Here is a 14,341-nt window from a genome sequence, read left to right as displayed (position 1 = left end):
GTGCTGGGCGCCGGCGTGCTCGCCGCCCCGCCGCTCACGGGCTGGCCGCGGCGCCTGACGCTCGACACCCCCGGCGGCGCGGCCTCCCGGCTTCTGCTGCCGCTGGCCGTGCTGACGCCCGCCAGCGTCGGCGCCGTCGCCCTGATCGCCACGCGCGAGGGCTACTTCTCACCGGACTTCCGGCTGGCTGTGGTCTGCGCGGTCACGGCGACGGCGTTCGGCGCCATGGTGATCTGGGCCGCGGACCGGATCGACGCCCTCGAAGCGGCGCGCCAGCAGTTGCGCCATCGGGCGGCCGAAGCGCAGGCCGGCGAGACGCGGCTGCGGATGGTGGCGGACGCCGTGCCCGGGCTGCTGTTCGAAGGCGACGCCGAGGGCGGCAACACCTACGTCAACGCCCAGTACCTGGCCTACACCGGGCTGCCGTTCGAGGCGCTGCTCGGCGACGGCTGGCAGCAGGTGGTCCACCCCGACGACCTCGCCTCGCTCTACACCGTATGGTTCGGCGCGGTGCGCGAAGTGCGCCCGGTGCAGCACGAGGTGCGCATCCGCCGGGCGGACGGGATCTGGCGCTGGTTCATGCTCCGCGCCGCCCCGGCCCGCGATGCGGAAGGACGCGTGGCGAAATGGATCGGCGTCGCCACCGACATCACCGACCAGCGCGAGGCGCTCGAACTGCAGCGGACCCTCCTGCAGGAGGTCAGCCACCGCGTGAAGAACAGCCTGGCGCTGGTCTCCAGCCTGCTCGGCCTGCAGGCCAGGACGCTCCAGGACGCGCCGCGGCGGGCGCTGCAGGACGCCGCCGCCCGGGTGCACGCGGTGGCGCGGGTGCACGACCAGCTCTGGCGCGGGGCCGGCATGCGCGAGATCGACCTGAGCGCCTTCCTGACCGACCTGTGCGCCGCCGTGGCCGGCACGGCCCCGCAGCACGCCACCCGGGTCGAGGCGGAGCCCGCCGTGGTCAGCGCCGATCTCGCCGTGCCCTTGGGCCTGCTCGTCAACGAGCTGCTGACCAACGCCTACAAGTACGCCTATCCCGAAGGCGAAGGCGGCGAGGTGCAGGTGAAAGGCGCGGCCGCGCCGGGCGGCCGATATCGGCTGGAGGTGAGCGACCGCGGCCGCGGCCTGCCCGCCGATTTCGACCTGGCCGGCACGCGCGAAAGCCTGGGCATGCGGGTGGTCACCAGCCTGGCCGCCCAGCTGGGGGGCGAGCTGACGGCGGACTCCGCCGAACCGGGCGCGCGCTTCACCCTGGAATTCCCGCTGGGAGCCGCAGCCCCCTCCCCCGACGCATGAAAAAAGCGCGGGAGAGGCCTCCCGCGCTTCATCTTTTTCAGCCTGTCGTCCCGATCACCGATACGGCGCGTCGAGCTCCAGGTTGCGGGCCAGCTCGCGCTCCCACCGGTCGCCGTTCGCCAGCAGCTTCTCCTTGTCGTAGAGCAGCTCCTCGCGGGTCTCGGTGGTGAACTCCATGTTCGGGCCCTCGACGATGGCGTCCACCGGGCAGGCCTCCTGGCACAGGCCGCAGTAGATGCACTTCACCATGTCGATGTCGTAGCGCGTCGTGCGGCGGCTGCCGTCGTCGCGCGGCTCGGCCTCGATGGTGATGGCCTGGGCCGGGCAGATCGCCTCGCAGAGCTTGCAGGCGATGCAGCGCTCTTCACCGCTGGGATAGCGGCGCAGCGCGTGCTCGCCGCGGAAGCGCGGCGACAGCGGGCCCCGTTCGAACGGATAGTTGATGGTCGCCTTGGGACGCAGCATGTAGCGGAACGCCAGGCCCCAGGCCCCGACGAAGTCCAGCAGCATGGCGCCTTTGACGGCCTGTCCGATCCTTTGGAACATCACGAAACTCCGAACACTCGCCAGGCGGCGACCAGGACCACCGCGGCCAGCGAGGTCGGCAGGAAGATCTTCCAGCCCAGACGCATGAGCTGGTCATAGCGATAGCGGGGCACCACCGCCTTGGCGACGGCGATCATGCAGAACCAGAACACCACCTTGATGATGAAGGTCAGCAGGTAGACCGTGTACTGCATCCAGCCCGGCAGGGCGTCGATCCAGCCCTGCGGCACGCCCGGGTGCCAGCCGCCGAAGAACAGGATGGTGATCATCGCGCACATCAGCACGATGTTCGCGTACTCGCCGATCATGAACAGCAGGTACGGGGTCGAGGAGTACTCGACCTGGTAACCGGCCACGAGTTCGGATTCAGCTTCCGGCAGGTCGAACGGCGGGCGGTTGGTCTCGGCCAGGGCCGAGATGAAGAACACCACCGACATGGGGATCATCACCAGGGCCATGTGCAGGCCCCCCAGGCCGTGGCCGCCGAACACGTTCCAGTTCAGCAGGCCGCCGCCCTGCGCGTCGACGATCGACGTCAGGCGCATCGAGCCGGAGAACAGGATGACGGTGATGATGATGAAGCCGATCGAGACCTCGTAGGACACCATCTGCGCGGCCGAACGAAGCGAGCCCAGGAACGGGTACTTCGAGTTGGACGCCCAGCCGCCCATGATGATGCCGTAGACGCCCAGCGAGCTGATGGCGAACAGGTAGAGGATGCCGACGTTCAGGTCGGACACCACCCAGCCCGGCGCGAACGGGATCACCGCCCAGGCCGCGAAGGCCAGGATGAAGGTGAGCAGCGGCGCCATCAGGAAGACCGTCTTGTCGGCCCCGGCCGGCACGACGATTTCCTTGAACACGAACTTGAAGAAGTCCGCGAACGACTGGAACAGGCCGAACGGGCCGACGACGTTGGGGCCTTTGCGCAGCTGCACGCCGGCCCAGATCTTGCGGTCGCCCCACAGCAGGAAGGCCAGCGAGACCAGCACGCCGACCATGACCAGCAGGATCTGGCCGACGGTCAGAAGCGTCCACCCGCCCGGCGTGGTCCAGAAGCTTTCAGTCTGCATGACGGTCACTCGGCGGCCAGAGCGCGAACGGGCGAACGCAGGGCCGAGAGTTCGGCCATGGTCACGCTGGCGCGCGCGATCGGGTTGGTCAGGTAGGGGTCGCGGATCAGGCTGACGAACGGCAGGTCGGAGACCTCGCCCTTGGCGCCCAGCTTGGCCAGGTCCAGCGCGGCCGACGGCGCGACGTAGTCGACGCGGCCGAAGGTCGGGTGCTCGGCCAGCAGGCGGGCGCGCAGGTCGGCCAGGGTGTCGTACGGCAGGGTGCGGCCCAGGCGCTCGGACAGGGCGCGCAGGACGGCCCAGTCTTCCTTGGCTTCGCCCTTCGCGAACACCACGCGTTCGGCCAGCTGCACGCGGCCTTCGGTGTTGACGTAGAAGCCCGGCTTCTCGGTGTAGGCGGCGCCCGGCAGGATCACGTCGGCGCGCTGAGCGCCGGCGTCGCCATGGCTGCCCATGTAGACCACGAAGGCGCGGCCCAGGCGGGACATGTCGATCTCGTCGGCGCCCATCAGGAAGAGGACGTCCAGAGCGCCCTTGCCGGCCGCCTCGACCATGCCCGGCACGTCCAGGCCGCCCTCGCCCGGCACGAAGCCGAGGTCGAGGCCAGCCACGCGCCCGGCGGCGGTGTGCAGCACGTTGAAGCCGTTCCAGCCGTCCTTCACGACGCCGAAGGCCTTGGCGGCGTCGGCCGCCAGCTTCAGCACCGCGGCGCCGTCCGCACGGGCCAGGGCGCCCATGCCGATGATCACGGCCGGACGCTGGGCGTTCTTCAGCACCTCGGCGAAGGCGGACTTCTTGATGTCCTTGAGGGCCTTCACGCCCTCGCCCAGCCAGGCGTAGTCGTAGGACAGGTCGGCCTGCTCGCCGATCACGCCGATCTGGGCCTTGCCGGCCAGCCAGATCTTGCGCAGGCGCGCGTTCAGCAGCGGCGCTTCCTTGCGCGGGTCCGTGCCGATCAGCAGGACCGCGTCGGCGTCTTCGATGCCGGCCAGGGTCGAGTTGAACAGATAGCCCTCGCGCTGGCCGACGCCGATCTGGGCGCCGTCCTGGCGGCAGTCGAGGTTGGTCACGCCCATCGACCCGAACAGGTCCAGCGCGGCCTTCATCGACTCGGCGTCCTGCAGGTCGCCGGCGATCACGCCGACGCGCTCAGCCGCCACGCCCTGCATGCGCTGGGCGATGGTGTCGAAGGCTTCGGCCCACGAGGCCGGCTTCAGCTTGCCGCCGACGCGCACGTAGGGGCGGTCCAGACGCTGGCGCATCAGGCCGTCCACGGCGTAGCGGCTGCGGTCCGACAGCCATTCCTCGTTCACCGCGTCGTTCACGCGCGGCAGCACGCGCATGACTTCCGGGCCGCGGTAGTCGGCGCGGATGTTCGAGCCCAGCGCGTCCATGACGTCGACGGTCTCGGTCTTGCGCAGTTCCCAGGGGCGGTAGTTGAACGACCACGGGCGGTGGGTCAGGGCGCCGACCGGGCACAGGTCGTTGACGTTGCCCGACAGCTCCGAGGTGACCGCCTGCTCGAGGTAGGTGCCGATCTCGACGTCCTCGCCGCGGCCGGTCAGGCCGATCTCGGGGACGCCGGCGACTTCGGTGACGAAGCGGACGCAACGCGTGCACTGGATGCAGCGCGTCATGAACGTCTTGATCGTCGGGCCCATGTTCTTTTCTTCGACCGCGCGCTTGTTCTCCGCATAGCGGGAAGCGTCGCGGCCGTAGCCCACGGCCTGGTCCTGCAGGTCGCACTCGCCGCCCTGGTCGCAGATCGGGCAGTCCAGCGGGTGGTTGATGAGCAGGAACTCCATCACCCCTTCGCGCGCCTTCTTCACCAGCGGCGTGTCGGTGAAGATCTCCTGGCCCTCGGCGGCCGGCAGCGCGCACGAAGCCTGCGGCTTCGGCGGTCCGGGCTTCACCTCGACGAGGCACATGCGGCAGTTGCCGGCGATGGACAGGCGCTCGTGGTAGCAGAAGCGCGGGATCTCGTTCCCGGCCAGCTCCGCCACCTGCAGCACGGTCATGCCGGGTTCGAACTCGACCTCGACGCCGTTGACCTTGGCCTTGGGCATTCGAACTTACTCCGCCGCGAGCGTGGCGCCGGCGAACGAGCCGCGACGCGCGCGATATTGGTTGATGCGATCCTCGATCTCGTGGCGGAAGTGCCGGATCAGGCCCTGGACCGGCCAGGCCGCCGCGTCGCCGAGCGCGCAGATGGTGTGCCCTTCGACCTGACCGGCCACGTCGAGCAGCAGGTCGATCTCGGACGGATCGGCCTCGCCGACCGACATGCGTTCCAGCACGCGCCACATCCAGCCGGTGCCTTCACGGCAGGGCGTGCACTGGCCGCAGCTCTCGTGCTTGTAGAAGTAGCTGATGCGGGCGATGGCCTTCACCATGTCGGTGGACTGGTCCATCACAATCACCGCCGCGGTCCCGAGGCCCGAGCGCAGCTCGCGCAGGCTGTCGAAGTCCATCAGCGCGGTTTCGCACTGCTCGGCCGTGATCACCGGCACGGACGAGCCGCCCGGAATGACCGCCTTCAAGTTGCCCCAGCCGCCGCGCACGCCGCCGCAGTGCTCTTCGAGCAGCTGCTTCAGCGGGATCGACATGACCTCTTCCACGTTGCACGGCTTGTTCACGTGGCCGGAGATGCACATCAGCTTGGTGCCGGTGTTGTTCGGACGGCCGAAGCCGGCGAACCAGTCGGCCCCGCGGCGCAGGATGGTGCCCACCACCGCGATCGACTCGACGTTGTTCACCGTGGTCGGGCAGCCGTACAGGCCCGCGCCGGCCGGGAACGGCGGCTTCAGGCGCGGCTGGCCCTTCTTGCCTTCCAGGCTTTCCAGCAGGGCCGTCTCTTCGCCACAGATGTAGGCGCCGGCGCCGTGGTGCACGTAGACGTCGAAGTCCCAGCCGTGGACGTTGTTCTTGCCGATCAGCTTGGCCGCGTAGGCCTCCTTGACCGCCTCTTCCAGGATCTCACGCTCCCGGACGTACTCGCCGCGCAGGTAGAGGTAGCAAGCGTGCGCCTGCATGGCGAAGGAGGCGATCAGGCAGCCTTCGATCAGGAGGTGCGGATCGTGCCGCATGATCTCCCGGTCCTTGCAGGTGCCCGGTTCGGATTCGTCGGCGTTGACCACCAGGTAGTGCGGGCGGTCGCCCACCACCTTGGGCATGAACGACCACTTCAGGCCGGTGCCGAAGCCCGCCCCGCCGCGGCCGCGCAGGCCCGAGTTCTTGACCTGGGTGATGATCCAGTCGCGCCCGGCCGACAGCATGTCCGCCGTCGCGTTCCACGCGCCGCGCTGCTTCGCCCCCGCCAGCCGCCAGTCCTGGAGGCCGTACAGGTTGGTGAAGATGCGGTCCTTGTCTTCGAGAATGCCGACCATGTGCAAATCAACCGCCGGAGATCCGGCGCCGGTGATAACGATTGCGCTGGACCAACGCCACCGCGAGGGCGACCCATCCAGCTCCGAAACAGATCCAACCGAGCGTGATCACCCAGTTGGGATAGGCGCCGAGGGACAGGATCGCCCCCACCACCACAAGTCCCATTCCCGTCAACCGCGCCGGCTGGGCCACCTTGCGCAGTTCCGCGCGGTAGGCCGCCCTGCCTTCGGGGGTCGACAGGTCCGGCGGGTTCACGAACGCCCCTCCGGATCGAACGGGTGCTCTTCGCGCCACTTCTTGCGGCGCATGAACACCACCACCCAGCAGGCCAGGGCCGCGACCAGCGCCACCATCCCCAGCCACCAGAGCGTCTTGAAGTCGGCCAGGTCGAAGCGGCGACCGACCACCGAGACCAGGCCCAGGAGCGTGAAGACCCAGGCCCCCGCCTCCCACTTGCCGCCCGCCCGGTTGAGCTCGCGGTTGTAGGCGAGCCGGCGCTCCAGCAAGCGCCTGCGGGCCTCGATCTCCTCGGGCGTCACGTGGCCGTCTCCGGCGTCGGCGCGTTCGGCAGTTTCTTGATCTTCTTGGCGGCCGAGCCGTCGTAGAGCTTCGAATCGGTCAGGGTCAGCGCCCCGCCCTGCGGCTCCGAGGAGTGACGGCCGGCGTACGAGCCCGGGTACGGCTTCTCGCCGGCGCGGAACTTGTCGAGGATCTCGGCCAGGCTCTCCGGCGTCAGGTCCTCGTAGTAGTAGTCGTTGATCTGGGCCATCGGCGCGTTCACGCACGCGCCCAGGCACTCGACCTCCTGCCAGGTGAACCAGCCGTCGGCGGACATGTGGTCCTTGGCGCCGATCTTGTCCTTGCAGACCTTGATCAGGTCGCCCGCGCCGCGAAGCATGCACGGGGTGGTGCCGCAGACCTGGACCAGGACCTTACCCACCGGCTCCAGCTGGAACATGGTGTAGAAGGTCGCGACCTCGAGGACGCGGATGTAGGGCATGCCGAGCAGCTCGGCGATGGCGCGCAGCGACGGCTCCGAGCACCAGCCTTCCTGCTTCTGCACCAGCCACAGGATCGGGATCACCGCCGACTGGCGACGGCTCTCGGGATACTTCGCGATCCACCAGTTCGCCTTCTCCAGGGTCTCCGGAGTGAAGGCGAAGGACGCGGGCTGCTCCTTGGCGAGACGACGGACCGACATCAGACGGCCTCTTTCCTTACTTCGCCGGCGGACACGGGCCGCGCGGCTTCCAAACTCAATTGGGCCTGACGCACCGGCCCGACCCGGCGCGCGACGATCACGCCGAGGTAGGCGACCACGAACAGGCCCAGATAGATCGGCTGGCCGGAGGCCGCCGGGTCGTTCCCGATCAGGACCCGATAGGCCAGGCCGGCCGCCAGCAGCATCAGCAGCGGCGACCACACCGTGGCCACGTCCCGCAGGTAGCCGCGCGACCCGCCGGGGTGGAGCGGCCACCACGGCTTGGCCGCGACCCAGCGCAGCAGGACGACGCCCGCCAGCACGGCGAGCGACATCAGCGTCATGAGGATCGGGTCGACCGTCACCGGTCGATTTCCCCGAACACGATGTCCAGCGAGCCCAGGATGGCGGACACGTCGGCCAGCATGTGGCCGCGGTTCATCCAGTCCATGGCCGCCAGGTGCGGGAAGCCGGGCGCGCGGATCTTGCAGCGGTACGGCTTGTTGGTGCCGTCCGAGACCAGATACACGCCGAACTCGCCCTTCGGGGCCTCGACGTAGGCGTAGACCTCGCCCGGCGGGGTGCGGAAGCCCTCGGTGTAGAGCTTGAAGTGGTGGATGAGCGCCTCCATCGAGCGCTTCATCTCGCCACGACGCGGCGGGGCCACCTTGTTGTCCACCGCCAGCACCGGGCCGGGGGTTTTGCGCAGGCGATCAATGCACTGCTGCATGATCTTCAGCGACTGGTACATCTCCTCCATGCGCAGGAGGTAGCGGTCCCAGCAGTCGCCGTTCTTGCCGACCGGAATGTCGAACTCCAGGTCCGCATAGCACTCGTAGGGCTGGCTCTTGCGCAGGTCCCAGGCCACGCCCGAGCCGCGCAGCATCACGCCGGTGAAGCCCCAGGCGATCGCCTGCTCCTTCGACACCACGCCGATGTCGACGTTGCGCTGCTTGAAGATGCGGTTCTCGGTGACCAGGGCCTCGAGGTCCTTGGTCACGCGCGGGAATTCGCTGATCCAGCGCTCGATGTCGTCGATCAGGTCCGGCGGCAGGTCCTGGTGGACGCCGCCCGGGCGGAAGTAGTTGGCGTGCAGGCGCGCGCCGCAGGCACGCTCGTAGAACACCATCAGCTTCTCGCGCTCTTCGAAGCCCCACAGCGGCGGGGTGAGCGCGCCGACGTCCATCGCCTGGGTGGTGACGTTCAGCAGGTGGTTCAGGATGCGGCCGATTTCCGAGTACAGCACCCGGATCAGCTGGCCGCGGATCGGCACCTCGACGCCCAGCAGGCGCTCGATGGCCAGGCAGAACGCGTGCTCCTGGTTCATCGGCGCGACGTAGTCGAGCCGGTCGAAGTACGGGATGTTCTGCAGGTAGGTGCGCGCCTCCATCAGCTTCTCGGTGCCGCGGTGCAGCAGGCCGATGTGCGGATCGACGCGCTCGACGACTTCGCCGTCGAGCTCGAGCACCAGACGCAGAACCCCGTGCGCCGCAGGGTGTTGCGGGCCGAAGTTGATGGTGAACTTGCGGTCTTCGTCCCCGCCCAGCGCAGGGCGGGCGAGATCGGATTGGCCGGCTTCGGGCATGGGTCAGCCTTTCGCCTTTTCGTCGCCGGGCAGGACGTACTTGGCCCCTTCCCACGGCGAGAGGAAATCGAACTGTCGGAACTCTTGGGTGAGCTTCACCGGCTCGTACACGACCCGCTTCTGCTCTTCGTCCCAGCGCACTTCGACATAGCCCGTCATTGGGAAGTCCTTGCGCAGCGGGAAGCCGGTGAAGCCGTAGTCGGTCAGCAGCCGGCGCAGGTCCGGGTGGCCGGCGAACAGCACGCCGTACATGTCGAACGCCTCGCGCTCGAACCAGTCGGCGACCGGGAAGACGCTGGTGATCGTGGAGACCGGGGTCTCCTCGTCGGTCTGCACCTTGATCCGCACGCGCAGGTTCTTGGTCAGCGACAGCAGGTGATAGACCACGTCGAACCGGCGCGCGCGCTCCGGATAGTCGACCGCGGTCAGGTCGATCAGCTGCACGAAGCGGAACTCCGCGTCGTCGCGCAGCAGCTTCAGCACCTCGACGATGCGATCGCGGTCGGCCAGCAGGGTCAGCTCGCCGTAGGCCAGCTCGAAGGCGGAAACGGCGCCGTTCGACTTGGCGACGGCGGCCTCCCCGATGGCGGTCAGCTTTTCAATGCTCATGCCGCCCTCCTCAGCGCTCGATCGAGCCGGTGCGGCGGATCTTCTTCTGCAGCTGCAGCACGCCGTAGACCAGGGCCTCGGCGGTCGGCGGACAGCCGGGCACGTAGACGTCGACCGGAACGATCCGGTCGCAGCCGCGCACGACGCTGTAGCTGTAGTGATAGTAGCCGCCGCCGTTGGCGCAGCTGCCCATCGAGATCACGTACCGCGGCTCCGGCATCTGGTCGTAGACCTTGCGCAGAGCCGGGGCCATCTTGTTGGTCAGGGTGCCGGCGACGATCATCACGTCCGACTGGCGCGGGCTGGCGCGCGGCGCGAAGCCGAAGCGCTCCAGGTCGTAGCGCGGCATCGACGCCTGCATCATTTCCACGGCGCAGCACGCCAGGCCGAAGGTCATCCACATCAACGAACCCGTACGGGCCCAGGTGATGACGTCGTCGGCGGCGGCGACCAGGAAGCCCTTGTCGGTCAGTTCAGCCGAGACGTGCTCGAAGAACTTGTCGTGGACCTTGGGGTCGTAGCCTTCGACCATGGCGCGGCCGGCCGTGCCGGCGGGAAGCTTGTTCAGTCCCATTCCAGCGCCCCCTTCTTCCACTCGTAGATGAAACCGACGGTCAGCACGCCGAGGAACGCCATCATCGACCAGAAGGCGAACACCATCTCCGGCTTCGGCAGGTCGAACATCGACACCGCCCAGGGGAACAGGAACGCGACTTCGAGGTCGAAGATGATGAACAGGATCGACACCAGGTAGAACCGGATGTCGAACTTCGTGCGCGCGTCTTCGAAGGCGTTGAAGCCGCACTCGTAGGCCGAGTTCTTCTCGGTGTCAGGCGCCTTGGGCGCCATGATCCAGGCGGCCAGCATGAAGCCGACCCCCAGCGCCGCCGCGATCCCGAAAAAGATCACGATGGGCAGATATTCCAGCAGGAACGCGTTCATCGATGAGCCTCGTCCGCCGAGGAGAGCGGCGGAATCGCGGGCCTTTTAGACCATGGCCGGAGCCGGTTCAAACCCTTAGCGCGGCGTCGCCACACGCCCTCGTGAAATAACTGCGACGCTGGGGCGAACCTTTTCCGGCGGCCGGCAGTTGCAGGTCGAATTCCCGCCGCGGGGTGAGCGCGGGGATCGAACGCGTTCGTTCCACGGGGTCGCTGGAGGGGATCATGGCGACGCTTGCCATGCCGGCGCGGGCGACCGCGGCGGCTACGGTCGAATTGACCGTTCTCATGCCATGCCTGAACGAGGCCGAGACCATCGAGACCTGCGTGCGCAAGGCGCGCCGGTTCCTCGAGCGGGCCGGCGTGGTCGGCGAAGTGCTGGTCGCCGACAACGGCAGCACCGACGGCTCCCAGGCCCTGGCGGAGGCCAACGGCGCACGGGTGGTGCAGATCGGCGAGCGCGGCTACGGCGCGGCGCTGATGGGCGGCGTGCGCGCCGCTCGCGGCCGCTACGTGATCATGGGCGACGCCGACGACAGCTACGACTTCGAGCGGCTGGATCCGCTGCTGGAGCGGCTGCGCCAGGGCTTCGAGCTGGTCATGGGCAACCGCTTCAAGGGCGGCATCAAGCCCGGGGCCATGCCCTTCCTGCACCGCTGGCTGGGCAATCCGGTGCTGTCCCTGCTGGGCCGGCTGTTCTTCAACATTCCGATCGGCGACTTCCACTGCGGCCTGCGCGGCTTTTCGCGGGAATCGCTGCTGGCGCTGAACCTGCACTGCCCGGGCATGGAGTTCGCCAGCGAGATGGTGGTGAAATCGGCCGTCAACGGCCTGCGCATCGCCGAGGCGCCGACCACGCTCAGTCCCGACGGTCGCTCGCGCGCGCCGCACCTGAAGACCTGGCGCGACGGCTGGCGGCATTTGCGCTTCCTGCTGCTGCACAGCCCGAAGTGGCTGTTCCTGATCCCCGGCGCGGCGCTGATCGCCTTCGGCCTGCTGGGCATGGTCGTCCTCGCGCCCGGACCGCTGGCGCTGGCGCCCCACCTGGTGCTGGACGTGCGCACCCTGGTGGTCGCCTGCTTCGCGCTCGTCACCGGCACCCAGTTGATGGTGTTCAGCGCCCTGGGGCGCCGTTACGCCATGAACGAGGGCTTCATGCCCCCGGCCAACACCTTCCGGCCGCTGCTGGCGGCGCTGACCCTGGAGCGCATGCTGCTGGGCGCCGGGTTGGTGCTGGCCCTGGGCTGCGCCGGCACGGCCTGGGCGATCGGGGCCTGGGCGGCGTCGGACTTCGGACCGCTGATCAGCGGCGGCCTCACCCGCCTGCTGCTGGTGTCGCTGACCGCCGTGGCGGTGGCGCTGGAGGTCGGCGCCTCGGCCTTCCTGGCCTCCATGTTCACCCTGCGCCGGTGATCCGCCGATGATCCGCCGACTGCTGATCGCCGCCCAGATCGCCGCGGCCGCGGCGCTCTTGCTCTGGCCCGCCCTGATCGCCGGCCGCCCGGCCGTGTTCGACGACACCGACGGCTATTACTGGCTGGGCGAGAGCCTGTCGGAAGCCGGCATGCAAAGCCTGCTGCGCCTGTTCGGCGACCACCGCCCGATCATCGCCCAGGGCTCGCTGTTCGCCCCCGACGGGATGCAGTACCTCAGCTACATGGGCGCGCGCTCGCCCACCTACGGCGTCCTCCTGTTCCTGAGCCAGCGGTTGGGCTCGCTGTGGTTCACCGTCTATCTGCAGGCCCTGGCCGCGGCGTGGATGATCCGCGCCCTGCTGTACGCCGCCGTTCCAAGCGCGGGGTCCAAGGCCTTCTTCGGCCTGATCGGCGCCCTGTCGGCGGCCACCGCCCTGCCCTTCTACGCCGGCTTCGCCATGCCCGACCTGTTCGCCGGCGTCGCCGCCCTCGCCCTGACCCTGCTGCTGGCCTTCCCCGACCGCCTGCCGCGCGTCAGCCACGTAGCGGTCTGGGGGCTGCTGGCGCTGTCCCTCACCTTCCACCGCAGCATCCTGCTGGTCTCCCTGGCCCTGCTGGCCGCAGCCTTCGCCGCCCTCGCCTGGCGCCACGGCGTGCGCCTCGGCGTGCGACGGTGCGCCGTCCCGGCCGGCGCGGCGGCGGCGGCGCTCGCCGCCCTGATGGTCTATCCGGCGGTGATCCGCGCCCTGCCTGGCCCGGCCGAGCTTTCCAACCCGCCCTTCCTGATGGCCCGCGTGCTCGCCGACGGGCCGGGCCGGGTCTACCTCGCCAAGGCCTGCGCCCAGAGCGCCGACTACGCCCTGTGCGACTTCCAGCACGTGGCCATGACCGACTCGGACGACATCCTCTGGTCCCAGGAGCCCGGCTACGCCCTGGTGGAGACGGCGAGTCCGGCCACCCGGGCCCGGCTCAAGGCCGAGGAACGCGCCTTCGTCCTGGCCGCCGTGCGGTCCGCGCCGCTGGCCGAGCTCGGCGCCGCCCTGCGCAACGTCGGCCTGCAGCTGGTTCGCTTCCAGGTGGCCGAACCGCTGGAGTCGCCGGCCCAGTACATCGCGCGCGGGCAAAACGCGATCGCGACCATCCTGCCCGGGGCCGAGGCCTGCCAGCAGGAGCCCGCCTGCACCCCGCCCATCCACGCCGGCTTCCTGCGCTGGCTGCATTCCGGCGTCGTCGCGCTGGGGATCGGCTTCCTGGCGGTCTGGGCGGTGCGGGCCCGCACCGGCGCGCCCGCCGGCGACGAGGCGCGCCTGCTCTACGCGGCGGCCCTGATCGTGGGCTTCGTGGTCCTCAACGCCGCGCTCTGCGGCGCCCTCTCCGCGCCCGCGCCGAGATACCAGGCCCGGGTGGTCTGGCTGGTGCCCCTGATCGCCGGGGTCGTCGCCATCGCCCAGGCGCGCGGCTGGCGGACCGCCGCCACGACGCTCGGCACCGCCGCCCAGTCGACCGCCGTCGGCCTGCTGGCCGTCGCCTTCTACCGGCGCTGACCCGATGCGCCGATTCTCCATTCCCGCCTGGAGCGCGGTCTTCCCGGCCGCCCTGCTGCTGATCTGGCCCGCGCTGGCCGTCGGCCGCCCGTTCATCTTCTACGACTCCGACGGCTACCGGGCGGCCGGGATCAGCATCCTGAGCCTGCTGCACGGGATCGGCGCGCGCCTGTTCGGCGGCCACGGCCCGGTCGTCGAGAGCTGGTCGATGTTCGCCGCCGGGTCGGCCGAGTCGCTCAGCTTCATGGGCGCGCGCTCGCCCACCTACGGCCTGTTCCTGGCGCTCAGCGAAGCGGCCGGCTCGCTGTGGATCGCGCTCTATCTGCAGGCGCTGGCCGTGGCCTGGCTGGTCTGGACCTGGCTGCGCGCGGCCGCGCCGGCGTCCGGCGTGCGCGCCTACCTGATCCTGGTCGCGGCCCTCGCGGCGGCCACGTCCCTGCCCTTCTTCGCCAGCTTCCTGATGCCGGACCTGTTCACTTCGGTGGCCCTGCTCGGGGCCGTGCTGCTGCTGGTCTATCCTGACAAGCTGAGCCGCCGGAGCCAGGTCGCCGTCTGGCTGCTGCTGGCCGTGTCCCTGACCTTCCACACCAGCAATCTGCTGGCGCTCGCGGCCGTCCTGATGCTGGTCTTCGCCGTCCTGGTGGTGCGGACCGGCCTGCGGCCCGCCGCGCGGCGCAGCGCGGCGACCGGCGCGGCCGTCCTCGCCGGCCTCCTGGCCGCCGTCGCCTACCCGCTGGCCGTGCG

The 14,341-nt window shown here is 69.5% G+C and carries 16 protein-coding genes; 4 read left to right on the top strand and 12 right to left on the bottom strand.

Features of this window, described 5'->3' with window-relative positions; translation table 11 throughout:
- Positions 1-1,296 (top strand): histidine kinase dimerization/phosphoacceptor domain -containing protein (locus tag G3573_RS13610; protein ID WP_163261784.1); only part of this gene is annotated, 1,296 nt, incomplete at its 5' end.
- 54 nt (positions 1,297-1,350) lie between these two features.
- On the opposite strand, the gene nuoI is transcribed toward G3573_RS13610, so the two are convergent.
- From nuoI to G3573_RS13550, 12 genes are read right to left on the bottom strand one after another with little or no spacing between them, the layout of a single operon-like run.
- Positions 1,351-1,842 (bottom strand): NADH-quinone oxidoreductase subunit NuoI, encoded by a 492-nt coding sequence (gene nuoI, locus G3573_RS13605; RefSeq protein ID WP_163261783.1) that lies wholly within the window; start codon positions 1,840-1,842, stop codon positions 1,351-1,353.
- Complete coding sequence (nuoH, locus tag G3573_RS13600) at positions 1,842-2,915, bottom strand: NADH-quinone oxidoreductase subunit NuoH (RefSeq protein ID WP_163261781.1); 1,074 nt, start codon at positions 2,913-2,915, stop codon at positions 1,842-1,844. Before nuoH ends, nuoI begins: the two co-directional genes overlap by 1 nt.
- Before the next feature lie 5 nt (positions 2,916-2,920).
- Positions 2,921-4,981 carry an NADH-quinone oxidoreductase subunit NuoG gene (gene nuoG / locus G3573_RS13595; protein ID WP_163261779.1) on the bottom strand — a complete coding sequence of 687 codons (2,061 nt, stop codon included), beginning with the start codon at positions 4,979-4,981 and terminating at the stop codon, positions 2,921-2,923.
- A 6-nt stretch (positions 4,982-4,987) separates the two neighbouring features.
- Positions 4,988-6,301, bottom strand: a complete 1,314-nt coding sequence (nuoF, locus tag G3573_RS13590) for an NADH-quinone oxidoreductase subunit NuoF (protein ID WP_163261777.1) — start codon at positions 6,299-6,301, stop codon at positions 4,988-4,990.
- Between the two features lie 7 nt (positions 6,302-6,308).
- Positions 6,309-6,557 carry a hypothetical protein gene (locus G3573_RS13585; protein ID WP_163261775.1) on the bottom strand — a complete coding sequence of 83 codons (249 nt, stop codon included), beginning with the start codon at positions 6,555-6,557 and terminating at the stop codon, positions 6,309-6,311.
- Entirely contained in the window at positions 6,554-6,841 is a 288-nt protein-coding gene (locus G3573_RS13580) for a hypothetical protein (protein WP_163261773.1), read from the bottom strand. The genes G3573_RS13585 and G3573_RS13580 overlap by 4 nt, the downstream gene beginning before the upstream one ends.
- Positions 6,838-7,503, bottom strand: coding sequence for an NADH-quinone oxidoreductase subunit NuoE (gene nuoE / locus G3573_RS13575; RefSeq protein WP_163261771.1), 666 nt, complete (start codon positions 7,501-7,503; stop codon positions 6,838-6,840). The genes G3573_RS13580 and nuoE overlap by 4 nt, the downstream gene beginning before the upstream one ends.
- Complete coding sequence (locus G3573_RS13570; RefSeq protein WP_163261769.1) at positions 7,503-7,868, bottom strand: hypothetical protein; 366 nt, start codon at positions 7,866-7,868, stop codon at positions 7,503-7,505. The genes nuoE and G3573_RS13570 overlap by 1 nt, the downstream gene beginning before the upstream one ends.
- Positions 7,865-9,088 carry an NADH-quinone oxidoreductase subunit D gene (locus tag G3573_RS13565; RefSeq protein WP_163261767.1) on the bottom strand — a complete coding sequence of 408 codons (1,224 nt, stop codon included), beginning with the start codon at positions 9,086-9,088 and terminating at the stop codon, positions 7,865-7,867. The genes G3573_RS13570 and G3573_RS13565 overlap by 4 nt, the downstream gene beginning before the upstream one ends.
- A 3-nt stretch (positions 9,089-9,091) precedes the next feature.
- Complete coding sequence (locus G3573_RS13560; protein WP_163261765.1) at positions 9,092-9,697, bottom strand: NADH-quinone oxidoreductase subunit C; 606 nt, start codon at positions 9,695-9,697, stop codon at positions 9,092-9,094.
- A 10-nt stretch (positions 9,698-9,707) separates the two neighbouring features.
- Positions 9,708-10,271, bottom strand: a complete 564-nt coding sequence (locus tag G3573_RS13555; protein WP_163261763.1) for an NADH-quinone oxidoreductase subunit B — start codon at positions 10,269-10,271, stop codon at positions 9,708-9,710.
- Positions 10,262-10,639 carry an NADH-quinone oxidoreductase subunit A gene (locus tag G3573_RS13550; protein ID WP_163261761.1) on the bottom strand — a complete coding sequence of 126 codons (378 nt, stop codon included), beginning with the start codon at positions 10,637-10,639 and terminating at the stop codon, positions 10,262-10,264. The genes G3573_RS13555 and G3573_RS13550 overlap by 10 nt, the downstream gene beginning before the upstream one ends.
- Positions 10,640-10,863: 224 nt before the next feature.
- Between G3573_RS13550 and G3573_RS13545 the strand changes: the two genes are divergently transcribed.
- The 3 genes from G3573_RS13545 to G3573_RS13535 all read left to right on the top strand — a co-directional run.
- Entirely contained in the window at positions 10,864-12,051 is a 1,188-nt protein-coding gene (locus G3573_RS13545; RefSeq protein WP_205598249.1) for a glycosyltransferase family 2 protein, read from the top strand.
- Positions 12,052-12,058: 7 nt separating this feature from the next.
- On the top strand, positions 12,059-13,597 hold the full coding sequence (locus G3573_RS13540) for a hypothetical protein (protein WP_163261759.1): 1,539 nt from the start codon (positions 12,059-12,061) through the stop codon (positions 13,595-13,597).
- Between the two features lie 4 nt (positions 13,598-13,601).
- Positions 13,602-14,341, top strand: a 740-nt coding sequence (locus G3573_RS13535) for a hypothetical protein (protein ID WP_205598248.1), incomplete at its 3' end; no start/stop codon positions are given.

Source organism: Caulobacter sp. 17J65-9 (assembly GCF_010975005.1).
Taxonomy (GTDB): Bacteria; Pseudomonadota; Alphaproteobacteria; order Caulobacterales; family Caulobacteraceae; genus 17J80-11.
The sequence above is the reverse complement of the archived record's forward strand: the minus strand, read 5'-3'. Positions and strand labels throughout refer to the sequence as shown.